The following is a 26,108-nucleotide window of genomic DNA, read 5'->3' as shown; positions in this document are numbered from 1 at the left end:
AATAAAAACCTCATTTCCATTTTTAGGATTGAGGTAATAAAACAATTTTTACGTAAGTTATATGTTTTGTGCTTGCACTTAGATGATTAGATAGATATAATACAAGTATCAAAAAATATATAAACAAACGAGTGCGAATCGTTTTATTACCGAGAGTCAATGCTACGCCAATAGCATTGACTCTTTTAGTATTTATAAAGCAATATTAACACTTTTAAGAAAGTATATAAAGAGTTTTAAATGTAGTTAAAAGCACATTGCCATGGCAAAATGTGTAGTTCATTGTTTTAGTACCTAATTAAGCTTCAAAAACATATTATAGGTAGTTAATTAGGTGCATATGTAGTAAATAGGTAGTAAATTTAGTGGTAATTGATGAAATAAACTGCATTAGGTGGTAAAATTTAGGTACTAAATTAGGTACCTAAGGGTGGATGTTATGAGAACTATTAAAATGGTTGCTGATGAATTAGGTGTAACTAAACAAACTATTGTTAATAATGCTAAAAGTTTAAATATAACTTTTGAAAAAGAAAATGGGATTAATTATATTGATGATAATGATTATTTGAAAATTATAGAAAAAATTACTAAGAAAGAGAGTACAATCCAAAATAAAGAATCAGTAAAAAAAGAATTGTTTGGTGAAAATACTGCAAAAGCAGAAAAGAATATATATAATAATTCAAATAGTTCTGAGACATTAAAAACAAAAGTAAACGAATTAGAAAAGCAAATAGAAATCTTTGAAACTAGAGCTAAAAATGATGAAAAATATATTGAGAATTTAACTAAGCAATTAGATCAACAAAATAGCAATGTTAATACATTAAATAAATTGTTGGAGAATCAACAAATATTAGCTTTAGAAAGCAATAAAAAAATTCAAAAACTAGAAAGTCAATTAGAAGAAGAAAGACAGCTTAATTATTCTTTTGATACAGCGACGAATAATAGACAAAATATTAATCCGCAAGAAGCAACTTTTACTGAAGAATCGCAAAATATCAACCAACAACAAACAAAGCGTCAACCAACAGAAGTAAATTACAAGGATATAGCCGAAGAGAAAAAGAATGACAGTACAGATGAAGGTGAATTAACAAAAGAGGATAAGTTCGTTGAAGAAACGAAGAGTGATCCTGATGATAATAGGGAGGTAGAACCACCTAAAAAGGGATTTTGGAGTCGATTCTTCGGTAATTAAAAATGAATGTAAAAGGTGTATCAAGGGAGTATAAATCTTTGATACACCTTTTATAGTGATGAAACTTCTGATAATCATAATTTATGTTAATTTAAACTCAAAATATCTTATCTTAGCACTCTCTAGGAGGATACTTTTAAAATCCAAAATTTATATCTATCGGTATATAAAACAAGAATAAAAGAATGGAAATAATATCTTATTGGAGGAGAAAATGTAACACTACTTAATTAGATATAGCGTAACTGTTTTATTACAGTATTCTTCTTTACTATATAATTGTGTGTTCAAACAAATAACTGTAAAATCAAAGTGAGATAGACAGGAGGGAGATATATGACTATAAGATCTTTTGGTTGGGTGCAAAATCCATCTGATTTTAAAAAACTAAAACAAACAGTAGAAATATTTAGTAAAAATTCGAAACAATACCAATTGCTGAAAGAGAGTCTAATTAAAGAGAAACTTCATAATTTCAAAGATATTCAATCGTCATTGCAAGAAAAATTGAATGATGGCATCGAAGAGTTTTCATATATAGAATTGGTAGGAAAAAATCTTGGTAAAGATAGAAAAACTCCGAAATCTAGAAAGTACTCACTACCTAACGCATTAATACAAATTTCTTTAGATTCACAAAGCGCTTCAACAAAAAACAAACATTTTACCGATGAATGGTCTTCAGATGGTTTTTTAAGATGGGCAGTTAGTTTGAATTTCGTAGAGCAAAATCGCCAGACAGATATATTTAAAATTACTTCAAGAGGAAAACAATTTATTGAAACTCAAAACGAAGTAGAGATGAATAAGGTTTTAAGAGAGGCATTCTTAAGTTATCCTCCTGCTACAAGAGTCTTAGAAATATTAAATAATAATACAGAAGTAACAAAGTTTTTTATAGGTAATCGTTTAGGTTTTAAAGACGAGCCTGGTTTCACCTCATACTCTGAAGAACTTATGTTAGACTGGATTAAAGAGTCTGAAAATAAAAAAGAAGAATTAAAAATAAGATCAGATGTAGAAGGCACAGCAGATAAATATGCGAGAATGATTTGTGGCTGGTTAAAGAAAGTTGGCTTTGTTAGCCAAAAATCAATACAATATAATTCTTTGCTGGAAAAGAACAGAAAAATCACTGGTTTTTCACTATATTCAATTACTGCTAAAGGTAGTCATGCACTAAGGCAAGCACAAGGTAATTCGAGTAATAGCAAGCGTGAAAAATTTGTTATGTGGGAGTTTCTAGGTTCTGTTGCAAAGTAAAAAAATATAGCTAACCACTAATTTATCATGTCAGTGTTCGCTTAACTTGCTAGCATGATGCTAATTTCGTGGCATGGCGAAAATCCGTAGATCTGAAGAGACCTGCGGTTCTTTTTATATAGAGCGTAAATACATTCAATACCTTTTAAAGTATTCTTTGCTGTATTGATACTTTGATACCTTGTCTTTCTTACTTTAATATGACGGTGATCTTGCTCAATGAGGTTATTCAGATATTTCGATGTACAATGACAGTCAGGTTTAAGTTTAAAAGCTTTAATTACTTTAGCCATTGCTACCTTCGTTGAAGGTGCCTGATCTGTAATTACCTTTTGAGGTTTACCAAATTGTTTAATGAGACGTTTGATAAACGCATATGCTGAATGATTATCTCGTTGCTTACGCAACCAAATATCTAATGTATGTCCCTCTGCATCAATGGCACGATATAAATAGCTCCATTTTCCTTTTATTTTGATGTACGTCTCATCAATACGCCATTTGTAATAAGCTTTTTTATGCTTTTTCTTCCAAATTTGATACAAAATTGAGGCATATTCTTGAACCCAACGGTAGACCGTTGAATGATGAACGTTTACACCACGTTCACTTAATATTTCAGATATATCACGATAACTCAATGCATATCTTAGATAGTAGCCAACGGCTACAGTGATAACATCCTTGTTAAATTGTTTATATCTGAAATAGTTCATACAGAAGACTCCTGACTCCTTTTTGTTAAAATTATACTATAAATTCAACTTTGCAACAGAACCAAAAAAGAACCCTATAGGTATAGGATTCTCGATACACGATTTTATCCAATTTCATGTATTCATTTAGAATTTAATAATCGGAGACCATTTAATATTACGACTAATGTACTTCCTTCATGAACGATCACACTAATGGCTATATCCGTTAATCCTACTAAGCTCACGATAATTAGAAAAGCTACAACTGCCATTGAAAAAATAATATTCTGCCAAATTAAACGATTCATTTTCGTAGAAATTTTATGAGACTGTGTTAATTTCGTTAAGTTATTTTGCATTAATACTAAGTCAGAAACCTCTACTGCCACATCAGTTCCATCTCCCATGGCTATTCCTACATCTGCATTGACAAGAGCTGGAGCATCATTTACACCATCTCCTACCATTGCGGTCACACCATATTTTTCTTTTTGTTTGTCAATAATTTTAGATTTTTCATCTGGCATGACATTGGCAATCACTTCGTCTATACCTAGCTTGCTTGCGACTGCTTTTCCTGTCATTTCCGAATCACCTGTAATTAACGTAGTATGAATACCTTGTTTATTGAAGTACTCAATAGTTTCTTTAGCATATTTACTTGGTACATCCATAAGTGCAATAAGGCCTATAACTTCTTCATCTACTGCTAGATATACGACAGTTTTCCCTTCAGATGCCCATTGATTATTTAATCGAACATATTCATCTGAGACGTCGTCAAAAGAAGTTGGTTTACCTATACGATATTTTCGACCATTATAGTCTCCGGACAATCCTTTTCCAATCTGATTTTCTACTTCAATAGAAAGTTGGTTTTTTGGTTCAAATTTTCTTAAAATAGCATCCGCTAAAGGATGATTGGAATTTTTCTCAAGAGCTACTACAATATCAATTATTTCTTCTTCATCCATAGAATCAGTAAAATAATGATTCGTGACTTCAGGTTTTCCTTTGGTTAAAGTTCCCGTCTTATCAAATGCAATAGCTTGAATATCAGCTAATTGAGATAGATAAGAACTCCCCTTAGAAAGAACGCCTTTTTTAGCTAAATTAGAAGTTGTTGATAAAGTTGCCGATACAGTAGCTGCTGCCAAAGCACATGGCGAAGCTGCAACTAAAAGAACCAATCCTCTATAAAAGCTTTGTGACCATGTCCAATCAAGTAGAAATGGAGTTAATAATATAAATAGTAATATGGCAACTAAAACAAATGTTACATATTTTGGTTCAAATTTTTGAATAATACTTGCAGCTTTAGTTTGGTTATCCTGGTTTTGATTCACTAATTGTAAAATTTTTGAAAACACCGTATCTTTATTTTCTTTCGTGACTTCCATTGTAAAAGTGCCCGTTCCATTTATTGTGCTCCCAAAAACTTCGTCTCCCTTGGACTTTTCTTTTGGTATACTCTCTCCATTAATAGAAGACTCATCAATAGACGTAGATCCAGACAAAATAATTCCATCAATAGGGACTTGATCACCATTTAATACTTGAAGGTGATTTCCAACTTTTAATTCATTAACTTTCACATTTTTTGTGCTACCGTCTGGGAGAATTAAACGAGCAGTTGTGGGATTCATTTCGAGTAATTTTGTAATTTCTCGTCTACTTCTTCCTTCTGCATAATCTTCTAGAAAATGTGCCCCAGAAAAAATAAAGATTAATAACGCACCTTCTCCAAAATTTCCCATCAAAGATGCTCCAATTGCTGCTAATCCCATTAAGATATGAGAATTAGGTATAAATCTTTTTTGACTTTTTGAGTTATGGATCGTCTCCCCAAGTCCTTCAAGGACAATAACATGGTACCCAGCGCTTATAGTAGCGATTAAGAACAAAATATTTTGTAAGATTTGATACTCTTTACTCAAAAAGAAAGCTATCAATGCTAGTGCTAAACCAATAAAGTACAAAATAATTGGCATTTTCCCATGATCATGGTCATGATCGTGACTATTATTTTCGTGTGAGTGTTGCTCTTGAATCTCTTTCATTTCTATCACCCTTCTTAATAAAACTATTTTTTTGAAATCGTAACGCTTACGAATTACATATGAAATAACATTCATATGTTTATGCGTTCATTATATATTGCTCTATCTGATTTGTCAAAAAAATAGTTATCTTATTTAGTTAATAAAAAAATTGGACTATAAAACAGCTCTGCTTATGGAAAAACCTTGCTTTATAAAAATCTTGTGCTAACCTAAACATGAACGAACACACATATGAAAGAGAGGAAGTTTTATGAAATCATCATCAACTTCTCCGTTAACAAATGATTCTATCCAAGAGGTAAGTAAGATATTTAAAATGATTAGTGACCCTACACGTCTTTCAATTTTATTTCTTTTACAGAAAGAAGAACTTAGTGTTGGAGTAATTGCGCAGTCTTTAAGTATGGAACAATCAGCCATTTCTCACCAGTTAAAAACTTTAAAGACTTCAAGATTAGTAAAATCAAAAAGAGTTGGTAAAAATATGATTTATAGCCTTGACGATCTTCATATTTTTAGTATTCTTGAGCAAGTTTCAACTCATATCGGAGAACAAGAAAAATAAGCACAAACTACAAAGTTAAAATTATTTTACAATTCATTAGTTCAAATAAAGGGTTCTGTTGCAAAGTTGAATTTATAGTATAATTTTAACAAAAAGGAGTCAGGAGTCTTCTGTATGAACTATTTCAGATATAAACAATTTAACAAGGATGTTATCACTGTAGCCGTTGGCTACTATCTAAGATATGCATTGAGTTATCGTGATATATCTGAAATATTAAGGGAACGTGGTGTAAACGTTCATCATTCAACGGTCTACCGTTGGGTTCAAGAATATGCCCCAATTTTGTATCAAATTTGGAAGAAAAAGCATAAAAAAGCTTATTACAAATGGCGTATTGATGAGACGTACATCAAAATAAAAGGAAAATGGAGCTATTTATATCGTGCCATTGATGCAGAGGGACATACATTAGATATTTGGTTCTGTTGCAAAGTTAGATTTATAGTATAATTTTAACAAAAAGGAGTCTTCTGTATGAACTATTTCAGATATAAACAATTCGATAAAGATGTTATAACTGTAGCCGTTGGCTACTACTTAAGATACGCATTAAGTTATCGTGATATATCTGAAATATTAAGAGAACGTGGTTTTGATGTTCATCATTCAACCATTTATCGATGGGTTCAAGAGTATGCACCTATTTTATATCAACTTTGGAAGAGAAAACATAAAAAAACGTATTATAAGTGGCGTATTGATGAGACATATATCAAAATTAAAGGACAGTGGTGTTATCTGTATCGCGCGATTGATGCAGGTGGACATACATTAGATATTTGGTTACGCAAAAAAACGAGATCATCAATCAGCATATGCGTTTATTAAGCGCCTTATTAAACAATTCGGTAAACCTCAAATGATAATTACAGATCAAGCACCTTCAACGAAGGTAGCCATGGCTAAAATAATTAAAGTGTTTAAGCTGAAACCTAACTGTCATTGCACATCTAAATATCTCAATAACCTCATTGAACAAGATCATCGTCACATTAAGGTGAGAAAGACAAGATATCAAAGTGTCAATACGGCAAAAAATACACTCAAAGGCATTGAATGTATTTACGGATTATATAAAAAGAGCCGTAGGTCTCTTCAGATCTACGGATTTTCACCATGCCACGAAATTAGTTATATGTTAGCTGGTTAGGTGAAGACTGACACAATAAAATGGTGATTAGATATATCTTTCTAACTTTGCAACAGAACCCTTAATTTCATAGAACGGCGAAATTAATACATGTTAGTCAGCTAATTGAATATTTACATTATAAGAGAGTAGTTAACTTTATTTTTAATTTGCACCAGAACTTTTTAATGTATTATTTCATCCTTGAATAAATCACCCCATTCGCATATTGCATAAACCACCTTATCTAGCTTGTAGCCTATAGATGTCAGCTTATACTCCACTTTTGGGGGAACTACAGAATAAATATGTCTTTCAATAATTTGGTCCTCTTCTAATTCTCTAAGTTGTCTTATTAGCATCCTTTGATTGACATGCGGCAACTTTTTTTGTAGCTCACTTAATCTCAATACTTTGTCTTGAAGTAAATGAAAAATTATAGGGATCTTCCACTTTCCTCCGATAACACATAAAGCTAAATCTTTAGAAGTGAAAAATTCTTTTCCTTTATAATACAATTTTCATCCTTCTTTCTTCTATATATTAGAATTTACATTGTTAATGCGGAAGATTATATAATCTTCCGCATTAACTGCTTATTTATATCTATTCTAAATTGGCATGATTATTTTGCATAGTTGTTTCATCAATATCTAATTGTGTCATTAGTCCAATGACTACACTATCTAAAAAGATTTGTGATGATTGTTCAAACAAACTACCTAACGGTTGATCAGACCCAGTAGCATCGTGTTTTGTACCTGCTGGTAATTCAACTACTGTGTCTGCAATTTCACCAATTGCAGAATCTAGTTTAGTTGTTAGTAATACCACTTTTGCATCAACTGATTTCGCTTTTTCTGCTAATAAGCGAAGATGTTCTGTTGAACCTGAACCAGAAATCACAATAAATAAATCATCTTTTTGAATTGATGGTGTTGTTGATTCGCCAATGACAAATGCTTGCTTTCCTAATTGATTGAGTCTCATTGCAAAACTATTTGCAACAAATCCAGAACGCCCCTTACCTGCAACAAATATACGTGATGCTTCAGTTACTTCTGATGCAAATCCATCAAATTCTTCATCTTTAACATGAGATAAAGTGCCCTTTAGCTCATCTAAAATTAATTGATAATGATTAAAAGTTGTCATCACTATTTACCTTCAATAGCGTCACGACATTGTTTAGCTGCTTCTACAGGGTCATCAGCATTTGCGATACCGCCACCAACAATTACTAAGTCAGGTTCTTCTGCAACAATTTCTTTAATTGTATCTGGTTTAATACCTCCAGCAACTGCAACTTTAGAATTTTTAATTACTGATTTAACTTTACGTAAGCTATCTAATGGAGATTGTCCTTCAGCTTGTAAATCATAACCAGTGTGCACTGCAATATAGTCTGCACCCATTTCATCTAATTCTTTCGCACGTTTTTCTAAATCTTGAACAGCAATCATATCTACTAATAATTGTTTGTCATTTTTATGTGCTTCTTCAACTGCTGCTTTAATTGACGCATCTTCAGCTACACCTAAAATTGTTACAACATCAGCGCCGAATTTAACAGCTTGGCTTACTTCATAGTCTGCTGCATCCATGATTTTTAAGTCTGCTAATACTTTAGCATTGTTTATATTTTCATTTAAATGTTGAACGGCAGGTAAACCTTCGTTAATCACAATTGGTGTACCAATTTCTACAATATCAACATATTCTTCTACTTTTTTCGCAAGTTCTGCTGCTTCTTCTTTATTTAATAAATCAATAGCTAATTGCAATTCCACTATAATTCATCCTTTCATTAATTTATACCTTTATTTTGACATAATTATCAATAAATCAATACTGACAAAATTGGCATATAGGGAATGTCATCTTATCTAAAGGGGGTGACTATTTTTTCAGTATGAATAATATTACACTGTAGTGTACAGTTGGAATTGTAAATATAAGACTAATAATTACAAATTTGGAGGCTTTTTAGATGACTCATATTCAATTAGATTATGGTAAGACTTTAGAATTTTTTGGAGAACATGAATTAGAACAACAAAAAGATATCGTGAAGACATTACACAAAACGATACATGAAGGAACTGGTGCAGGAAATAATTTCTTGGGTTGGGTAGACCTTCCAGTTGATTATGATAAAGAAGAGTTTTCAAGAATTATAGAAGCTTCTAAACGTATTAAAGCAAATTCTGACGTGTTAGTTGTTATTGGTATTGGTGGCTCATACCTTGGTGCACGTGCTGCTATTGAAATGCTAACATCTTCATTTAGAACAAATAATGACTATCCTGAAATTGTTTTTGTAGGTAATCATTTATCATCAAGCTATACAAAAGAATTAGTAGATTATTTAGCTGACAAAGATTTCTCTGTAAACGTCATTTCTAAATCTGGTACAACTACAGAACCAGCAGTTGCATTCCGTTTATTCAAACAATTAGTTGAGAATAAATATGGCAAAGAAGAAGCTAAAAAACGTATCTTTGCTACAACAGATAAACAAAAAGGTGCATTAAAACAATTAGCTACAAATGAAGGTTATGAAACATTTGTAGTCCCTGATGATGTAGGTGGCCGTTATTCAGTGTTAACTGCTGTAGGTTTATTACCAATCGCAGCTGCAGGTATTAATATTGAAGCGATGATGATTGGTGCAGCAAAAGCACGTAAAGAATTATCTTCTGACAAATTAGAAGAAAATATTGCTTATCAATATGCAACAATCCGTAACCTTCTATATAGCAAAGGTTATACAACTGAAATGCTTATCAACTATGAACCGTCAATGCAATATTTCAACGAATGGTGGAAACAATTATTTGGTGAATCAGAAGGTAAAGACTTTAAAGGTATTTATCCTTCAAGTGCTAACTACACTACTGATTTACATTCATTAGGACAATACGTTCAAGAAGGTCGTCGTTTCTTATTTGAAACAGTTGTAAAAGTGAATCATCCAAAACATGATCTTACTATTGAAGAAGATAGTGACGATTTAGATGGATTAAATTATCTTGCTGGTAAAACAATTGATGAAGTTAATACAAAAGCATTTGAAGGTACATTATTAGCACATACAGATGGTGGCGTACCTAATATCGTTGTTAATATTCCACAATTAGATGAAGAAACATTTGGCTATGTCGTGTACTTCTTCGAACTTGCATGTGCTATGAGTGGTTATCAATTAGGCGTAAATCCATTCAATCAACCTGGTGTAGAAGCGTATAAACAAAATATGTTTGCTTTACTTGGTAAACCAGGATTTGAAGATATGAAAAAAGATCTTGAAGCAAGATTGTAGGTTATAAACTATAAAGAAATGAGAGGATACAATGTCTAGTAATATTGGAATTTTAGGTTTAGGTGTTATGGGGAAAAATCTTGCGTGGAACATCGAGGATAAGAAATATTCTGTGAGTATTCATAGTAGAGATAATAATGAAATTAATGATACTATTCAAAAGTCTCATTATCAAAAGATATATCCTGCGTATAACTTGAAAGAATTTGTAGATTCATTAGAAAAACCCCGTAAAATTTTGTTGATGATTAAGGCTGGTAGTCCTACGGATAACATGATAAATGCCTTACTTCCATTATTAGACGATGAAGATATTTTAATTGATGGTGGTAATACAAACTATCAAGATACAATTCGTCGAAATAAAACATTAGCTGAAAGTGGCGTTAATTTCATTGGTATGGGCGTATCAGGTGGTGAAGTAGGCGCTTTAACTGGTCCTTCATTAATGCCTGGTGGTCAAGAAGCCGCTTATAATAAAGTCAGTGATATCTTAGATGCCATTGCAGCTAAAGCGCAAGATGGTGCATCTTGCGTAACATACATTGGCCCAAATGGTGCAGGTCATTATGTGAAAATGGTTCATAACGGTATTGAATATGCAGATATGCAATTAATCGCTGAAAGTTATACAATGATGAAAGACTTATTAGGTATGAGTCATACTGAAATTTCTCAAACATTCAAAGATTGGAATGCTGGAGAACTCGAAAGTTACTTAATAGAAATTACTGGTGATATTTTCACTAAATTAGATGAAAATAATGAACCATTAGTAGAAAAAATATTAGATACTGCTGGTCAAAAAGGTACAGGTAAATGGACTTCTATTAATGCATTAGAATTAGGAATTCCATTAACAATTATCACTGAATCGGTATTTGCTCGTTTCATTTCATCCATTAAAGAAGAACGTGTTAATGCGTCTAAATCATTAAATGGACCACAAGCTTCATTTGATGGTAATAAAGAAGAATTCTTAGAAAAAATCAGAAAAGCATTATATATGAGTAAGATTTGTTCTTACGCTCAAGGCTTTGCGCAAATGAGAAAATCGAGCGAAGATCACGAATGGAACTTAAAATTAGGTGAACTGGCAATGATTTGGCGTGAAGGTTGTATCATTCGTGCACAATTCTTACAAAAAATTAAAGATGCTTACGATAATAATCCAGAACTTGAAAACTTATTATTAGATCCATACTTCAAAAATATTGTTACAGATTACCAAGATGCATTAAGAGACGTCGTAGCAACAGGCGTTAAAAACGGTGTACCGACACCAGGATTCTCTGCAAGTGTGAACTACTATGATAGTTATCGTTCTGAAGATTTGCCAGCTAATCTTATCCAAGCACAACGTGACTATTTTGGTGCACATACTTATGAACGTAAAGACCGTGAAGGTGTGTTCCACACACAATGGGATGAAGAGTAATATAATTACTGTTACGGAATGAAAACCAGAAACTAGCTAATCAAGTAAAAGGGGGGAACTGCTTTGGATAAAAATTTATCATCATTAATAACAATATTTGGCGGAACAGGAGATTTAAGTTACAGGAAATTGCTACCTTCTATTTTTAATCTTTATAAAAAGGGTCACTTTAAGAAATTAGTTATCATTTCTACGGGTTTAGAGGATATAAGTGATGAAGAATATAGAAGTAAAGTAAAACAAATTTTATTAAGCCAAGAAAATTTTGAAATGGTGAACTTATTTTTAGATAACATATTTTACTTTCAACAAAATGTTGAAGATAAAACAAGTTGGAATAAATTAAAGGAACTTTCCAATGATATTGATAAAAAATATTGTTTGGATGGCAATAGATTATTTTACTTAGCAATGAATCCTCAATTTTTTAAAATTATAACTCAAAGCATAAGCCAATCAGGTCTTTCTGATACAAATGGATTTTCAAGATTAATAATCGAAAAACCATTTGGAAAAGATTTGAAATCTGCTGAAGACTTAAATAAACACATAAGACAGTATTTTAAAGAAGAAGAAATATTTAGAATAGATCATTATCTAGGTAAAGAGATGGTGCAAAATATTGAATCTTTACGTTTTGGTAATACAATATTTGAACCATTATGGAACAACAAGTATATATCAAATGTTCAAATAACTCTATCGGAAACTTTAGGCATTGAAGATAGAGGCCAATACTATGATTCTACAGGAGCGCTTAAAGATATGGTGCAAAATCATGCACTACAAATACTTACTCTTATTGCTATGGAGAAACCCGAAAGCAGAAATAGTAAAGATATTAGACTAAAAAAAATCGAACTTTTAAACAATATAAAATTTTTGAAAGGGGCTGATGTACACAAATATTTTGTTAGAGGACAATATATTAATGGTATTATTAATGAAACTCCGATAATGTCATATCATGAAGAAAAAGGTGTTAATAGTGATTCAACAACAGAAACATTTGTAGCAGGGAAATTACTCATTAATAATGATAGATGGAAAGGGACACCGTTTTATATTCGTACAGGAAAGCGTTTAAATAAAAAAGCAATAGAAGTTGTTATAGAATTTAAAAAATTAAATAGTAAATTAATCTATGAAAATGATAATGAAGATGTTGATTGTAATTTAATGGTAATAAATATAGAACCTAATGCCCAAATATCACTATATATTTATGAAAATAAATCAACTAGAAATAATAGAAACCATAATATACAAATCTATAACTTAATAGATAAAAAACAAGTAGTGGATGCTTATGAATCACTTATATGTGATGCTTTAATAGGAAATCAAACTAATTTTGTACATTGGGAAGAACTTAAACATTCATGGGAATTTATAGATTATATAAGTACTGAATGGAAAAAATCTAACGTAACAATACCACAGTATAAACCAGGAAGTTTTGGACCTAAAGAAAGTGATCAATTACTTAAACAAGATAACTTTGAATGGTGGAATAATCTATAAAACGTAAATATTGCAAAACACTATATAGGAGAAGTTAAATGAATATTCTAATAGTATATGCGCACCCTGAACCTCAATCTTTTAATAGTAAACTTAAAGATATTGCACAAACAGTATTGAAGGAGAATGGTAATAATTGTCGTTGTATCTGATTTGTATAAAATGAATTTTAACCCTGTTGCTCAAAAATCTGATTTTAAATATTTAAAAAATAATAACTTTTTTAAATATCCTATAGAACAAGAGCATTCTTACAAAAATAATATATTAAGTAAGGAAATTAAATCTGAATTAAGCAAACTATTGTGGGCGGATATTATTATTTTTCAATTCCCTTTATGGTGGTCGAGTGTTCCTGCAATATTAAAAGGATGGTTTGATAAAGTTTTAATATATGGAGGGATTTATGGAGGGGCATATGGGAAGTTTAAGAACGCCAGATTATCTAATAAAAAAGCTATTATAAGTACAACAACTGGTTCATCAGGAGATATACACAAACAAGTACTATTTCACATTAGTCATGGAATAGTTGAATATACTGGAATGCAATGTTTAGATACATTAATCGCATATGAAATTGATAAAGATCAAAATAGTAGAGATGAGTATATAGAATTTTTTAAAAACAAAATAAAGTATATTTAACCAAATTGAAATACGGAGTAGAGAAATAAAAAAGCTAAGTCATTGATTTATTAAAGCATAAAACACTTGTATGGGCTATTATAGGGAAGTATTCTCAGAATGTGTTAAAAATATTATTAAACCAGAAGACACAGTAATTAATTTAAAATGTGGTTTTTCAAAATAATTTGGAAAGGAGTTTTTGTTTGTGATAATAGAGCAATTAAAACAAGAATTAGAATTAAATACAGTAAATAGTATAGAAGTTTATTTTCATTCTGGAGATTCAGTAATTGCAAGAAAAATAGACTATTCACAAAGTTCTGAAAAAATTATTAAAGTACTTAATCCAGTGCCTATGTATATTAATTTAGAAAATGTAACATACATTCAGTTAAGAGAAATGTAATAATGTAGATAGCATGGTTCTGTTGCAAAGTAAAAAAATATAGCTAACCACTAATTTATCATGTCAGTGTTCGCTTAACTTGCTAGCATGATGCTAATTTCGTGGCATGGCGAAAATCCGTAGATCTGAAGAGACCTGCGGTTCTTTTTATATAGAGCGTAAATACATTCAATACCTTTTAAAGTATTCTTTGCTGTATTGATACTTTGATACCTTGTCTTTCTTACTTTAATATGACGGTGATCTTGCTCAATGAGGTTATTCAGATATTTCGATGTACAATGACAGTCAGGTTTAAGTTTAAAAGCTTTAATTACTTTAGCCATTGCTACCTTCGTTGAAGGTGCCTGATCTGTAATTACCTTTTGAGGTTTACCAAATTGTTTAATGAGACGTTTGATAAACGCATATGCTGAATGATTATCTCGTTGCTTACGCAACCAAATATCTAATGGATGTCCCTCTGCATCAATGGCACGATATAAATAGCTCCATTTTCCTTTTATTTTGATGTACGTCTCATCAATACGCCATTTGTAATAAGCTTTTTTATGCTTTTTCTTCCAAATTTGATACAAAATTGGGGCATATTCTTGAACCCAACGGTAGACCGTTGAATGATGAACGTTTACACCACGTTCCCTTAATATTTCAGATATATCACGATAACTCAATGCATATCTTAGATAGTAGCCAACGGCTACAGTGATAACATCCTTGTTAAATTGTTTATATCTGAAATAGTTCATACAGAAGACTCCTTTTTGTTAAAATTATACTATAAATTCAACTTTGCAACAGAACCAGATATTTGGTTGCGTAAGCAACGAGATAATCATTCAGCATATGCGTTTATCAAACGTCTCATTAAACAATTTGGTAAACCTCAAAAGGTAATTACAGATCAGGCACCTTCAACGAAGGTAGCAATGGCTAAAGTAATTAAAGCTTTTAAACTTAAACCTGACTGTCATTGTACATCGAAATATCTGAATAACCTCATTGAGCAAGATCACCGTCATATTAAAGTAAGAAAGACAAGGTATCAAAGTATCAATACAGCAAAGAATACTTTAAAAGGTATTGAATGTATTTACGCTCTATATAAAAAGAACCGCAGGTCTCTTCAGATCTACGGATTTTCGCCATGCCACGAAATTAGCATCATGCTAGCAAGTTAAGCGAACACTGACATGATAAATTAGTGGTTAGCTATATTTTTTTACTTTGCAACAGAACCACATTTACGGTATCAGTCAAAAAGAAACAATAAGGTAAATTAAAATGAATAATATATACAATTAACTACTCATAATCATCGATTATGTTAATTACTGTCAGATATTAGTTGAATAAACTTCAGGAGATATACATAACTATATATAATGGAGATATTATTTTTAGTTATATTTAGCATATTTAAATAATGTTAATTTATCTGATAAAATAGCCTCACCATACTTTTCAAACCCTAAAGATTCATAGAAGTGGTAATTTCTACAATTTTTATGAGGAGTATAAACGGTCTATTTATTTTTATTAGTAAATTTTTAGAAAATCATTTTCATAGTTAATTTACCAATTCCATTATTCTGTTCATTTTGAGAAATGAAAATTTTATATAAATGTTGACTATTATGTTTTCTTTAATTTCAAATGCGCCAACTATATTTTCTTCTGAAAAAATCGTAGAGTGTTGATTTGTGGTTATATCGTGTTGTAAGTCTTCCAAAGTTTCACAATATGGACTCGTTAAATACAATAACCCAACCATAATAGAAATTTTTGGTTTTCATCTATTATTCACCTCTAAAATAAAACTCATTCCGTGAAAGGATTAAGTTAGACAGACTATTTTACAATAACAACGGGAATTTCTGAACGTTTTGCTACTTTGTGACTGACGCTACCTAACACCATTTCTTGCAAACTATTTAATCCACGTGTTCCTAAAACAATAGCTTGAAATTCTCCACTATTGGCAACTGAAACAACTGTGTCCGCAGGAACACCATGTGCAATTTTCATTTCATATTTTACATTATGCTCTACAAATAACTCAGTGATATGAGAGAGTTTGTCTTCTCTTTCATTCGTCAAACTGGAACTTTGTTTACCATGTAAAACATCTGTTTTCGATTCCTCAACATCTACAACTGTAAGAATAGTAACAATCGTATTATCATCTATAAAATTTAAAACCTCTTTTGCTGAACGCAAACTATTCTCTGATCCATCTGCTGCTAATAAAATTGATTTATACATAAATAACGCTCCTTTAGTTTAAATGATTTTCATTTAGTTGGCTTAACTCTGAAACAACTTTACGACTATCTGAATTTAATTTTTCTACACGAACAATATTATTTTTTTCTTCGAATTTTCGTACTATCGTGTCAATTGCATCTACTGCAGAATCATCCCATAAGTGTGCATTATTGAAGTTTAATTCTATGGTACTATTTTCAATCTCAAAGTTTATTTGCTCCATCATAGAATCAATAGAAACAAAAAAGATTTGTCCTTTAAAAGATAATCGGTTTATTTTACCGAACTCTTCAGAAATAACTTCTACTTTTGAAATTTTAGTAGCAAAGAATAAAGCACTGAAAACAACGCCTGCAACAACACCTAAAGCTAAATTATGCGTCATTAAAACAATAATCACTGTAATAAGCATAACGACTGCATCCGTTTTTGGTGCTTTCTTAATATATTTAAAGGAATTCCAATCAAATGTACCAACAGAAACCATAACCATAATACCTGCTAAAATTGGCATTGGAACTTGAACTACAAGTCCTCCAAGTACAATAATCATAAATATAAGTACAATACCCGCTGTAAATGTAGACAATCTACTGTTTGCACCTGATTTAACATTGATGACGGATTGACCAATCATGGCACAACCTCCCATGCCACCGAATAATCCGGTAATCATGTTAGCGATACCTTGACCACAGGACTCTCTATTTTTACTACTATAAGTATCTGTAGCATCGTCTACAATTTTAGCTGTAAGTAAGCTCTCAACTAAACCTACAATAGCCATAGATAAAGAGTAAGGGAAAATAATTTGAAGAGTTTCTAAATTAAAGGGAACATTAGGGATTAAAAAGTGAGGGAAAGCTTGTTTGATATTACCTAAATCTCCCACAGTTCTAACGTCAGAACCTGTATACATATAAAGGGCAGTCAATACGATAATAGCTATTAATGGTGCAGGTATAGCTTTAAAAAATCTTGGAATTATATATACGATGAGTAACGTTACAATTACATATATATAAGTTGAAATTGATATCCCAAAAATATGTTCTATTTGAGACATAAAAATCATGATTCCTAGAGCATTCACAAAACCTATCATGACAGAACGAGGTATAAATTTCATTAGACGACCTACTTTAAGAAGTCCTAAAATTAATTGAATTAACCCCATCAGTATAGTAGCAGCTAGAAGATACTCTACACCGTAATCTTTCACAAGTGGCACAATTAATAAGGCAATAGCCCCTGTTGCACCTGATATCATCGCCGCTCTACCACCTACAATAGCAGTGACGACAGCAATAATGAACGAAGTATATAAACCAACCATAGGATCTACACCAGCAATGATGGAGAATGCGATAGCTTCAGGGATTAAAGCTAAGGCAACTACAATACCTGCAAGTATGTTTTTGCCTGGCTGGTTAAGCCATTCATTTTTTAATTTTTCAACCATAACTTACTCTCCTTTTTATTTAATTATATTGTAAAGTATATCAGAAAAGTTTCATATGTATACCCCTTAATGAAACTTTGTGTTAAACTTTAGCTACAGGGTGGTGCAATTAAATGAAATACGGTTATATTAGACCCGTTACAATAAACGACGATTTAAATGAACAAAAAAAGAAAATAGAAACTCATACAAATGAAATTGTTGAAGAAATTCATGCTAATAATAAGAAGAGGAATATATTAGATGTTCTTTTAAATGAAAAATTAGTTCCTGGAGATATGTTATACGTTACGGATTTATGTATTCTTGCAGATTCTACGAAACATTTAGTAGATATATTAGATTATCTTTCTCAGGAGGATATATCTTTATATGTTATTAATTTAAATCGTTACATTTATAAAGACATCAAAGGTGAATTTATAGAGATATTACATGATATCACAGACTTTCAAAGTGATATTGTTAAATTTAGAACTCGTGTAGGATTAGAGAATTATTCAAAAGATGGAAAAACTTTAGGAAGACCAAAGCGAGATGATAAAAATCTTAGAGATGCTATTGAAATGTATATGAGCAAAAAATACACTTTAGATGAGATAAAAGAACAGACAAACATAAGTAGGGCAACTTTGTATCGTCATCTAGATAAATAAGAGGTGATGAACGTTGTTACAAGATATAGTCTATAAAGTATTGTTATCGATTCGAGAAGAAAATAGCGTAGATTTTAAAACGTTGGATGTGAGTGAAAAACCTTTTCTATTAGCACTTGAGAGCGTAGCAGGGGAAGATTTAGCACAAAAAATTTCTAAATTTCAAATAACTATACATAAAAGGCTTTTGTTTTATAAAATTAATGTTCTGTTCTTTCCCTTTTGATTCTATAAATTGTTTGACGTGTAATACCCACGTCTTTGGCTATCTTACTAATAGATTCTCCTTTATTTAGTAGCTCAATAACACGATGGTAAACAATTCTCTTGTGAGGATTTTTAGCATTAGGTGAATATAGTAAAGGGCGTCCTTTATACACACCTTTTTCTTTCGCAATTTTAATCCCTTGCGCTTGTCTACGTTTACTTTCATTTCGTTCTTGTTCTGAAACCATTGCTAATATTTGAATGATTAAGTCTTTCATAAATTTATCTAATAATGGATTGCCAATGACTTCGTTCATCATAGGTAAGCTAGTAATCATCAATTGAACTTCTTTGTCTTTTAAATAATTAACGGTATGAATCACTTCATCGTAATTACGACCTAAACGATCAATAGATTCTACTATAAACCGATCCCCCATTCTTACAAAGTTAAGTGCTTCTTGAAGTATTGGTCTATTTTCAATAGATTTCCCAGATTGTTTTTCTATAAATATTTTTTCAGCACCAAACGTCTTTAAATTTTCGAGTTGTCTTTCTAAATTTTGTTCGATTGATGATACTCTCGCATAGCCAACAATCATTGATTTCCACCTCACAATTAATATACACCCTAATCATACGTTTTAGTTGCTGTAAATTCAATAACTATATCTGTATGATTAGGGTGTACCCTAAAATAAATTTTTAAGTATATTCGAAATTATAAATATAAAAGATTTCATTATATAGTAAAATGAGATAGAGGTGATTTACAGTGGGATTTAATACAGAAAATAGAAGTATTTTAGATATTTTCCAAAGATCTGTGGTATATATGGTACCAAGATATCAACGGTCATATGTATGGAAAGAAACAAATTGGTCTGAGTTATTAACTGATATAACTTTTACAATGAATACTGGATCTAGGGCTTCATGGTCTCACTTTTTAGGCACAATAGTTTTAAATGACGTAAACGAAGAGTTAAAAAGTTCTAAAGATCCTGGGGTTACATATTATGAAATTATTGATGGTCAGCAAAGGATTACTACTATATACATAATATTTGCAGCTATAGTGAAACATTTTAATTCGTTAGAAGTTGAAAAAGAGTCCGAACGTGCTAAATATGTTAAAGAAACATTTTTGACAACACTAAAATCTACTAATGAAAAGACAACAAAACTCTATAATCCAGACGCTAATAAAGACATTCAGTCTTTATTAGACTATATTTCTTATAATTCTAAAAGCGAATTATCTAAAAACAATAGATTTTACAAGGTTTTTACATTCTTTATGTCGCATATAGAAAATAAAAGTTTTGATGATACAGTACTTTTTTTAAATAAGTTATTGGAAATCAATATTGTAGAAATTATATCTGGTGAAGAAGAAGAAATATATAATATATTCGAAGTTTTAAATGCAAGAGGTCAAAAACTCAAACAAATGGAATTGCTAAAAAATCATATTATGAAATATGTACAACCAAGAACAGATGATTTTATTGATTATGCTAAAGATAAATGGAATGGATTAATGAATATGGCAAAAGGACTTTCGGATATAGATAATTTGATTAATCATTTTGCCAAATGCTATATAAAAAAACGATCAGAAAATGTTAATTCTGTTTATAAATTGATTAAGGAAGAAGTTCCTATTAACCAATTATCTAAATTACTTGATGATTTATATGACTTTACAGAAGTATACATGCAAGTTAACGATGTAAATAGTTCCGATTTTATTATTGAATATTTTAATATTAAAAGAAATCAACAAATTAGATCTTTACTAGCAGCTATAAAATTATTAACCTCAAAAAATATAATTAATAGTTCCATAGAAGAAAAAGCATTCAAAAACATAAGAAACTTCTTTTTTATTTTTAATGGAATGCAACAAACTAGTAATCAGACGGACAAAATAGTTGGTTCTACGTCCTATTCTATCTATCATTGCACTACTGACGCTGAATTTAAAATAATAATGACTGATTTTTTTGTTAAAATGAGTAAATATATAGAGAAAAGTAAATTTTTAACATTAATGCCTAACAATCAATCTTTCAAATATTCAAATAAAGATAATTCTTTAAAAAGAAATAATAGATTAGTGAAATATACATTAGTAGCTAATGCTCAATATAACCAACAAGACACACGCATAATGTTAAAAGAAATGACAATAGAGCATTTGTTACCAGACAATGGTAACAATGAAACCACTGCATTCGGCAATTTAACAATTGTAACTGCTTCACTAAACAGTAATGATTTATCAAACAAGCCAATAACTAAAAAAATAGAGATTTTGAATAATAAATCCACTATAAAAGATAATTATAATATTAGAAAATATTATAATTATGAAACAGAAAAATTTGATTATATATCGAGAGAAAAAGATATATTTGAAAATCTTTATGAAAATGTCTTCCCTTATAACCCATATATTTATGGAATTAATGAAAAACAAATAGATACTTATTACAATAACTATGAAAAGGTTAAAAATAATAATGATTTATTAAAAATACTAAAGTTAAAAGGAATTCATTTCGAAAATTCTTTAAGAAATGATCCTCTTTATAGCGATCAATACGAAGTATTTAGAAATTTACTTTAATGTGATTAGTCTGAATACATAGTTTTGCATTCTTCTACTAACCAGTGTTATAATTTAGACAACAAGAGCTTCGTGCATTATATGCACCAATCCCCTCACTACTCGCAATAGTGAGGGGATTTTTAGGTGCTGGCCAATATCGCCTATTTTTTCTTATTGTTACGTGTACGTAGCCAATGCGTAAATAACGCAACAATACAACCACTGATGACTGTGGTCGTGATGTGAACAAGAGCTTCGACCATCTGATATGCACCTCCTCTCTACGTCTAAATTGACGCCTGAGAGATAGGCGACCTGTATATTATATCATCTCTGAATAAGGGATAATAGATAACTTCCGATAAGTCATTTTATGTTATATCTTTGCTTTTTTTATAGTATCAAGATAAGAAGAAACTCGTTTTTTAACTCGTTTCTATACAAAACAATTCAGTCTTATAAACTTATTTTTCCATATCCAAATGAGGTATATCATCCTCAAGATAAATATCAGATTTACTTACAAAACCAAAAGTCTTATAAAAATTTTCTAAATAAGCTTGAGCCTGAATTTTTATAGGTTTTTTAATAGAATTTTCATTTTGAAGTTTTTTAATTTCTCGAAGAGTTCTACTAACAACTTTTTTACCTAATCCTTTTTTTCTATATTTATTTACAACTAAAACACGTCCAAATGAATAAAAAGTTTCATGTTCAATAATTCTTGAATAAGCAATAATTTTATCTTGATCATAAAATACAACATGAATAGCATTATTATCATTCTTATCAATCTCTTCATAAACACAATTTTGTTCGATTACAAAAACTCTAATTCTTTCTCGTAATATATTCAGCAAATCATCTATTTTTAAATCTTTAGTATTTTTTACAAAAATATTCATATTCAACCTCCAAAAAAATAGTGGTAATAAATATTTCTCACTTAAACAAGTGCCCTAATGAAATATTTATTACCACTTCTATGCCCGGGGACATTTTTATATATTTGATTATATTTTAACACTTTCCTTAAATAATGTATATTGCTTTATTCCAATTGCTTTATTGACGTTGAGCCTCTGAACCCTTAACAATCCCAAAACTTGTCGAATGGTCGGCTTAATAGCTCACGCTATGCCGACATTCGTCTGCAAGTTTAGTTAAGGGTTCTTCTCAACGATCAATAAATTTTCTCGGCATAAATGCCGTGTTATAATTAAAATATCTTTTCTGTTTTTTCTTGTATTATTTTTCCACTTTTATCATCCAAAAAGTGAGTAAGAGCTGCCTAAATTTTAAATGGTGGCTCTTTTTTTATATTCTAATTTATTACAAATCAGAATACCTTTATTTTTAATTTTAAGACGGTATTTTAAAAAATTAGAGTTATTTATATAGTTTTATACCCAAAAACTTATATTGGCTCTTAAAACGCAAATGAGAGCCTAATAAATATATTTTAATTCCAAAAACAAAAATCTGAGCAAAACCAGTGACGATTTTTTAGACACTGCCCAGTTACATGCAAACTAAAATTTTGCATAAAATGGCTCAAAAAATCATCAACTTTTTTAGTTCCTGCAGGAGCAATTTCTTTCAAAAAACCACCGAATTTTGAATTGGCTCCAAATTCTTTGTAAGAGCATAAGGGAAATTTGCTACCATTTTAAATGGTAGGTCTGGCGAAGCCAGACATTTCAAGGGATACAGAGATTTTAAAAAGGTATACATTTTTTTGTTTTGTACCCAGAATGTACCCACAAGATATTGTGTTGTACCCATTTTGTACCCACATCATATTGTGTCTGTACCCAAAATGTACCCAGCCATTTTTAGCGTGTTTTCAACAAAAAAACGCTAGCTTTTTGCTAACGTTTAAGAAAATTTATTTTTATTTTTCTTCTTCAATTTCATCAATCATTTGATGATTAATTTCTTGTTTTTCACTTTCTGTTAAATCAAAAATTTCACTCGCTAAATACTCTTTTTTAATCCAAATATAAAAATATACTGTCAAATCACCTTCTTTTAGAAAATGCCATTTGGCATGTTTTCCGTTCTATTTTATTTCTTTAGACAGTCTAAAATAAATAATACTTTGCTTTTTATTTAACATTTTAAAGTTAATTAAAATAATCTTGATACTCACTAAAATAATTAGAATGTTATATATTGTTATACAAAAAAATAATTTCATATCTCTTAAAACGTAAATAAGAGTTGAATTTAAAATTCAGGAAGATTAAAATAAAAAATTTTGAGTATAATCCTTTCGATGAATCTTATTATGCATTTTATATTTTTTAATTCTCTAGTTAATAAAAAGATAAAATGATCTTTATTTCGATTCACTTTTTAATAAAATTGAGCATAGAAACGTATAGAAATTGTTTTATTCTTTCTCTTTTTTTGAACTTAAAAATAAATAATATGATCATTATTGAATTTGATATTGAGAAAAAAGTATTTAATCAATTTCAAAAAGTGAAACAAATGTATGAATTGCTTAGATTACTTTTTTAGTGATTTTGTTGTTGAAATTAATACTAAAAGTAGTAGGATTAATAGGATTTGGTTAAAAAAATTAATCCTATTTATAGGATTGAGGATGACTGAAGCCTATGAAATCAACAAAAATAATAGTATTCAAACAATTTAAAGTGGTCTTGTAACAATTGTAAATAGTATGCAATATTAAGGTTTATAATGTCGATTAATTTTTATTTAATATTAACTATAAATGTTGTTATATCAACACTTGTAGTGAATTTCAAAGAGCAAGTAAGCAAAACGAACGGTAAGACAATCCTTCAGCTATGCTGAATACCACCAAAGGTGGTACTGGATTTCCTTATGCTCATGTCAAATACTATTTGAAAATCCTATTATGTTTGTAATATTTCCAAAAACAAAACGTGCTTTAAGACAAAAGTGGCTATTCTCTTGTTCACTTTTTACTTTAAGTGCTTATTTTTATTTTCAAAATAAGCATTGTTAGTAAAATAATTGGAGATAAAAAAAGAGAAAACTAAGTAAAAATAGTTACTTAGTTTGGGATAGAAAAAATCAAATTTAAAATTACATTCGACCCATGTTTTGAACATTAACGACTTATTTTTTGTTTATGATGTATATCAATTGAATCTGAATTTTGATTTTATGGAATGATAAATTCAACTTTTTCTTTCCGATCATTAACAAAATAAATGACAAAAACGATTTTATTAAGTCACTTTTATAATTAAGAAAGATTGCTAAAGAATATAAAAACGGTTAGTGTTTTTATATTCTTTAAAGTTAAAGCAACGTTAAATAATCATTTTATTTTTCATCTTATGCGACGTTTTTGAGCCATTTTTAAACGAATAATAACCGTTTATAGAAAAAAATAGGACTAAAACAGAAACGTTTTAGTCCTACCTACTTGCTTAACTACAGTTCATTTTCAGATTTACTCAATTGCCATTGAAGATAAAATTCGACTGCCGTTAAGAGAACATTAATTAATGCCAAAGTAACTTTAATCTTTTTCTTATTACGCATAAGTGATCCTCCTTTCTTTAATAGCAGCATGCTATGTTGTGAAATTGTATTGATGTTATTTTGTTATCTCCTCCCTTACCTTTCGTTTGATCTAGGTGGTTGCTTTAGCAACCACCTGTTAATAAAAAAAAGAGAACATCTATTTAAAGATGCTCTCTAAATCAATCATTATTGATTAAATAAAGAAGTGATGGGTAAATGATCACGTCGTTTATTAAGCGTATGCATTTCAGCGAATTCAGACTTAAGAGATTTCATTAAGTATCCTTGCATTGATTCAACAGTTTCATTTTTTTGAATAAGCATAGCTTTGAAACGTTTAAGAACATGAAGTATTTCTATTTCCATATCTTCTAACAAGTAGTAGCTATCAATCGCATTATTGAAAGATGTTTTGGCTTTTAATAATACAGTTTTGATAATTTTAATTTCAGCTACTTCAAAGTTACTTAGATAGTTTTTAATACTTTGTGGTAATTCTTCGAGTAATTGGAATTTTAAAGCTTCATTATTAAAGTTTGAATTGTCGTGATTTGAATGATTTGTATGATTACTAGGAAAAGTTAGTTTATTATCATTCAAATCATTCGTATCATTACTCTCAGTTTTAATATAATCAGTATCATTATTCTCAGTATCATTAGACTGTGAATTTGGAAGTTCTTGACCACTTAAATTCACAGTTCTAGAACTTCCAAATTCATTGTTCTGGAACTGTGAATTTGGAAGTTCCTTGCTATGACTGGCTTTAATGTCATAATTAGGTTTTAATAAATATAATCTATTTGGTTTATTAAGGCCAACACGTTCTTGAGTTAGTAAATTAAAACTTATTAACTCTTTTTTTAATTTTATAATTTTTTGTTCTGCATAACCTAAGTATTCGCACAAATGTTTATTACTGAAAATAAAGTAAATGTTATTATTTTTATCTACCCATTCATTTTGGATGGATAATTCAAAGCGATCTTTTAATAACGCATACATAATTTTGGCTTCCGCCGACATTTTTTTAAAATATGCATCTTCGAATAAATATTTAGGTAGTTGATAAAACCTTTCAGTTTTTACTTGTGATAAATTGTATTTTTCAAAATTGGGCAT

25 protein-coding genes and 2 pseudogenes are annotated in these 26,108 nt (G+C 30.1%); 14 read left to right on the top strand and 13 right to left on the bottom strand.

The window, feature by feature from the left end; genetic code table 11:
* Positions 1 to 439 precede the first annotated feature (439 nt).
* The gene (locus tag EQ029_RS12480) at positions 440 to 1,207 is read left to right on the top strand and encodes a DUF536 domain-containing protein (RefSeq protein WP_002436868.1); all 768 of its coding nucleotides are present in this window, start codon (positions 440 to 442) and stop codon (positions 1,205 to 1,207) included.
* Between the two features lie 336 nt (positions 1,208 to 1,543).
* Entirely contained in the window at positions 1,544 to 2,470 is a 927-nt protein-coding gene (locus tag EQ029_RS12475) for a restriction endonuclease FokI recognition domain-containing protein (protein ID WP_053016025.1), read from the top strand.
* 41 nt (positions 2,471 to 2,511) lie between these two features.
* Here EQ029_RS12475 and EQ029_RS12470 read toward each other — a convergent pair whose 3' ends face one another.
* Both EQ029_RS12470 and EQ029_RS12465 read right to left on the bottom strand, forming a co-directional pair.
* A complete protein-coding gene (locus tag EQ029_RS12470; protein WP_031791138.1) occupies positions 2,512 to 3,186 on the bottom strand; it encodes an IS6-like element IS257 family transposase in 675 nt (224 codons plus the stop codon).
* A 122-nt stretch (positions 3,187 to 3,308) separates the two neighbouring features.
* Positions 3,309 to 5,228, bottom strand: coding sequence for a heavy metal translocating P-type ATPase (locus EQ029_RS12465; RefSeq protein WP_031791151.1), 1,920 nt, complete (start codon positions 5,226 to 5,228; stop codon positions 3,309 to 3,311).
* 253 nt (positions 5,229 to 5,481) lie between these two features.
* Here EQ029_RS12465 and EQ029_RS12460 point away from each other — a divergent pair, with 253 nt between their 5' ends.
* The 3 genes and pseudogenes from EQ029_RS12460 to EQ029_RS12450 all read left to right on the top strand — a co-directional run bounded on the left by EQ029_RS12460 (position 5,482) and on the right by EQ029_RS12450 (position 6,949).
* Complete coding sequence (locus tag EQ029_RS12460) at positions 5,482 to 5,796, top strand: ArsR/SmtB family transcription factor (RefSeq protein WP_031791152.1); 315 nt, start codon at positions 5,482 to 5,484, stop codon at positions 5,794 to 5,796.
* A 114-nt stretch (positions 5,797 to 5,910) separates the two neighbouring features.
* Positions 5,911 to 6,216 (top strand): annotated as a pseudogene (locus EQ029_RS12455) (IS6-like element IS257 family transposase); the annotation flags it as partial.
* A 57-nt stretch (positions 6,217 to 6,273) separates the two neighbouring features.
* Positions 6,274 to 6,949 (top strand): IS6 family transposase gene (locus EQ029_RS12450; protein WP_230197445.1). Its coding sequence is split into 2 segments (ribosomal slippage): positions 6,274 to 6,588 and positions 6,590 to 6,949, totalling 675 coding nucleotides; the frame shifts between segments, so codons are not numbered across the junction.
* 164 nt (positions 6,950 to 7,113) lie between these two features.
* Here EQ029_RS12450 and EQ029_RS12445 read toward each other — a convergent pair.
* The 3 genes from EQ029_RS12445 to hxlA form a co-directional block, all read right to left on the bottom strand.
* Entirely contained in the window at positions 7,114 to 7,446 is a 333-nt protein-coding gene (locus tag EQ029_RS12445; RefSeq protein WP_002505086.1) for a winged helix-turn-helix transcriptional regulator, read from the bottom strand.
* Positions 7,447 to 7,534: 88 nt separating this feature from the next.
* On the bottom strand, positions 7,535 to 8,083 hold the full coding sequence (hxlB, locus tag EQ029_RS12440; protein WP_053022833.1) for a 6-phospho-3-hexuloisomerase: 549 nt from the start codon (positions 8,081 to 8,083) through the stop codon (positions 7,535 to 7,537).
* 2 nt (positions 8,084 to 8,085) lie between these two features.
* A complete protein-coding gene (gene hxlA, locus EQ029_RS12435; protein WP_049424383.1) occupies positions 8,086 to 8,718 on the bottom strand; it encodes a 3-hexulose-6-phosphate synthase in 633 nt (210 codons plus the stop codon).
* A gap of 200 nt (positions 8,719 to 8,918) precedes the next feature.
* Between hxlA and EQ029_RS12430 the strand changes: the two genes are divergently transcribed.
* From EQ029_RS12430 to EQ029_RS12405, 6 genes are all read left to right on the top strand, one after another.
* Positions 8,919 to 10,250 carry a glucose-6-phosphate isomerase gene (locus EQ029_RS12430; RefSeq protein ID WP_057504928.1) on the top strand — a complete coding sequence of 444 codons (1,332 nt, stop codon included), beginning with the start codon at positions 8,919 to 8,921 and terminating at the stop codon, positions 10,248 to 10,250.
* A gap of 31 nt (positions 10,251 to 10,281) precedes the next feature.
* On the top strand, positions 10,282 to 11,688 hold the full coding sequence (gndA, locus tag EQ029_RS12425) for an NADP-dependent phosphogluconate dehydrogenase (protein WP_053022831.1): 1,407 nt from the start codon (positions 10,282 to 10,284) through the stop codon (positions 11,686 to 11,688).
* 63 nt (positions 11,689 to 11,751) lie between these two features.
* Positions 11,752 to 13,212: a glucose-6-phosphate dehydrogenase gene (zwf, locus tag EQ029_RS12420; protein ID WP_002449615.1), complete on the top strand. Its 1,461-nt coding sequence runs from the start codon at positions 11,752 to 11,754 to the stop codon at positions 13,210 to 13,212.
* 38 nt (positions 13,213 to 13,250) lie between these two features.
* Positions 13,251 to 13,364, top strand: a complete 114-nt coding sequence (locus EQ029_RS12830) for an NAD(P)H-dependent oxidoreductase (protein ID WP_015387320.1) — start codon at positions 13,251 to 13,253, stop codon at positions 13,362 to 13,364.
* A gap of 10 nt (positions 13,365 to 13,374) precedes the next feature.
* Positions 13,375 to 13,860 carry an NAD(P)H-dependent oxidoreductase gene (locus EQ029_RS12410; protein ID WP_254613616.1) on the top strand — a complete coding sequence of 162 codons (486 nt, stop codon included), beginning with the start codon at positions 13,375 to 13,377 and terminating at the stop codon, positions 13,858 to 13,860.
* Positions 13,861 to 14,047: 187 nt separating this feature from the next.
* Positions 14,048 to 14,248: a hypothetical protein gene (locus tag EQ029_RS12405; protein WP_015387322.1), complete on the top strand. Its 201-nt coding sequence runs from the start codon at positions 14,048 to 14,050 to the stop codon at positions 14,246 to 14,248.
* A 74-nt stretch (positions 14,249 to 14,322) separates the two neighbouring features.
* Here EQ029_RS12405 and EQ029_RS12400 read toward each other — a convergent pair whose 3' ends face one another.
* Positions 14,323 to 14,997 (bottom strand): IS6-like element IS257 family transposase, encoded by a 675-nt coding sequence (locus EQ029_RS12400; RefSeq protein ID WP_057518767.1) that lies wholly within the window; start codon positions 14,995 to 14,997, stop codon positions 14,323 to 14,325.
* Between the two features lie 57 nt (positions 14,998 to 15,054).
* Here EQ029_RS12400 and EQ029_RS12395 point away from each other — a divergent pair.
* Positions 15,055 to 15,429: pseudogene (locus tag EQ029_RS12395) on the top strand (IS6-like element IS257 family transposase); the annotation flags it as partial.
* 670 nt (positions 15,430 to 16,099) lie between these two features.
* Here EQ029_RS12395 and EQ029_RS12385 read toward each other — a convergent pair.
* Positions 16,100 to 16,513, bottom strand: coding sequence for a universal stress protein (locus EQ029_RS12385; protein WP_000278297.1), 414 nt, complete (start codon positions 16,511 to 16,513; stop codon positions 16,100 to 16,102).
* Between the two features lie 13 nt (positions 16,514 to 16,526).
* Positions 16,527 to 17,978: a SulP family inorganic anion transporter gene (locus tag EQ029_RS12380; RefSeq protein WP_000229535.1), complete on the bottom strand. Its 1,452-nt coding sequence runs from the start codon at positions 17,976 to 17,978 to the stop codon at positions 16,527 to 16,529.
* A 113-nt stretch (positions 17,979 to 18,091) separates the two neighbouring features.
* Here EQ029_RS12380 and EQ029_RS12375 point away from each other — a divergent pair, with 113 nt between their 5' ends.
* The gene (locus tag EQ029_RS12375; RefSeq protein ID WP_000873696.1) at positions 18,092 to 18,634 is read left to right on the top strand and encodes a recombinase family protein; all 543 of its coding nucleotides are present in this window, start codon (positions 18,092 to 18,094) and stop codon (positions 18,632 to 18,634) included.
* Positions 18,635 to 18,834: 200 nt separating this feature from the next.
* On the opposite strand, the gene EQ029_RS12365 is transcribed toward EQ029_RS12375, so the two are convergent.
* Entirely contained in the window at positions 18,835 to 19,443 is a 609-nt protein-coding gene (locus tag EQ029_RS12365) for a recombinase family protein (RefSeq protein WP_000635273.1), read from the bottom strand.
* Positions 19,444 to 19,616: 173 nt separating this feature from the next.
* Between EQ029_RS12365 and EQ029_RS12360 the strand changes: the two genes are divergently transcribed.
* The gene (locus EQ029_RS12360; protein ID WP_053022829.1) at positions 19,617 to 21,476 is read left to right on the top strand and encodes a DUF262 domain-containing protein; all 1,860 of its coding nucleotides are present in this window, start codon (positions 19,617 to 19,619) and stop codon (positions 21,474 to 21,476) included.
* 143 nt (positions 21,477 to 21,619) lie between these two features.
* Here the strand turns inward: EQ029_RS12360 and EQ029_RS12355 are convergent, their stop codons facing one another.
* From EQ029_RS12355 to EQ029_RS12335, 4 genes are all read right to left on the bottom strand, one after another.
* Positions 21,620 to 21,721, bottom strand: a complete 102-nt coding sequence (locus tag EQ029_RS12355; protein WP_000228874.1) for a type I toxin-antitoxin system Fst family toxin — start codon at positions 21,719 to 21,721, stop codon at positions 21,620 to 21,622.
* 201 nt (positions 21,722 to 21,922) lie between these two features.
* Positions 21,923 to 22,363, bottom strand: a complete 441-nt coding sequence (locus EQ029_RS12350) for a GNAT family N-acetyltransferase (RefSeq protein ID WP_024937205.1) — start codon at positions 22,361 to 22,363, stop codon at positions 21,923 to 21,925.
* 989 nt (positions 22,364 to 23,352) lie between these two features.
* The gene (locus EQ029_RS12345; RefSeq protein ID WP_029051998.1) at positions 23,353 to 23,478 is read right to left on the bottom strand and encodes a hypothetical protein; all 126 of its coding nucleotides are present in this window, start codon (positions 23,476 to 23,478) and stop codon (positions 23,353 to 23,355) included.
* A 1,694-nt stretch (positions 23,479 to 25,172) separates the two neighbouring features.
* Entirely contained in the window at positions 25,173 to 26,108 is a 936-nt protein-coding gene (locus tag EQ029_RS12335; RefSeq protein WP_001132436.1) for a replication initiator protein A, read from the bottom strand.

The sequence above is a fragment of the Staphylococcus haemolyticus genome, from assembly GCF_006094395.1.
Lineage (GTDB): Bacteria > Bacillota > Bacilli > Staphylococcales > Staphylococcaceae > Staphylococcus > Staphylococcus haemolyticus.
Note: the sequence above shows the minus strand (reverse complement) of the source record. Positions and strands in the feature narration are given on the sequence as shown.

Bases quoted from the DNA above. Each gene is read 5' to 3' on its own strand.
- EQ029_RS12460 (WP_031791152.1), top strand. From the start codon at position 5,482: ATGAAATCATCATCAACTTCTCCGTTAACAAATGATTCTATCCAAGAG.
- gndA (WP_053022831.1), top strand. From the start codon at position 10,282: ATGTCTAGTAATATTGGAATTTTAGGTTTAGGTGTTATGGGGAAAAAT.
- EQ029_RS12480 (WP_002436868.1), top strand. From the start codon at position 440: ATGAGAACTATTAAAATGGTTGCTGATGAATTAGGTGTAACTAAACAA.
- EQ029_RS12365 (WP_000635273.1), bottom strand. From the start codon at position 19,443: ATGATTGTTGGCTATGCGAGAGTATCATCAATCGAACAAAATTTAGAA.
- EQ029_RS12335 (WP_001132436.1), bottom strand. From the start codon at position 26,108: ATGCCCAATTTTGAAAAATACAATTTATCACAAGTAAAAACTGAAAGG.
- hxlB (WP_053022833.1), bottom strand. From the start codon at position 8,083: ATGACAACTTTTAATCATTATCAATTAATTTTAGATGAGCTAAAGGGC.
- EQ029_RS12385 (WP_000278297.1), bottom strand. From the start codon at position 16,513: ATGTATAAATCAATTTTATTAGCAGCAGATGGATCAGAGAATAGTTTG.
- EQ029_RS12830 (WP_015387320.1), top strand. From the start codon at position 13,251: ATGAATATTCTAATAGTATATGCGCACCCTGAACCTCAATCTTTTAAT.
- EQ029_RS12430 (WP_057504928.1), top strand. From the start codon at position 8,919: ATGACTCATATTCAATTAGATTATGGTAAGACTTTAGAATTTTTTGGA.
- EQ029_RS12470 (WP_031791138.1), bottom strand. From the start codon at position 3,186: ATGAACTATTTCAGATATAAACAATTTAACAAGGATGTTATCACTGTA.
- EQ029_RS12355 (WP_000228874.1), bottom strand. From the start codon at position 21,721: ATGGTCGAAGCTCTTGTTCACATCACGACCACAGTCATCAGTGGTTGT.
- EQ029_RS12465 (WP_031791151.1), bottom strand. From the start codon at position 5,228: ATGAAAGAGATTCAAGAGCAACACTCACACGAAAATAATAGTCACGAT.
- EQ029_RS12400 (WP_057518767.1), bottom strand. From the start codon at position 14,997: ATGAACTATTTCAGATATAAACAATTTAACAAGGATGTTATCACTGTA.
- EQ029_RS12380 (WP_000229535.1), bottom strand. From the start codon at position 17,978: ATGGTTGAAAAATTAAAAAATGAATGGCTTAACCAGCCAGGCAAAAAC.
- EQ029_RS12475 (WP_053016025.1), top strand. From the start codon at position 1,544: ATGACTATAAGATCTTTTGGTTGGGTGCAAAATCCATCTGATTTTAAA.
- EQ029_RS12410 (WP_254613616.1), top strand. From the start codon at position 13,375: ATGAATTTTAACCCTGTTGCTCAAAAATCTGATTTTAAATATTTAAAA.
- EQ029_RS12375 (WP_000873696.1), top strand. From the start codon at position 18,092: ATGAAATACGGTTATATTAGACCCGTTACAATAAACGACGATTTAAAT.
- EQ029_RS12350 (WP_024937205.1), bottom strand. From the start codon at position 22,363: ATGAATATTTTTGTAAAAAATACTAAAGATTTAAAAATAGATGATTTG.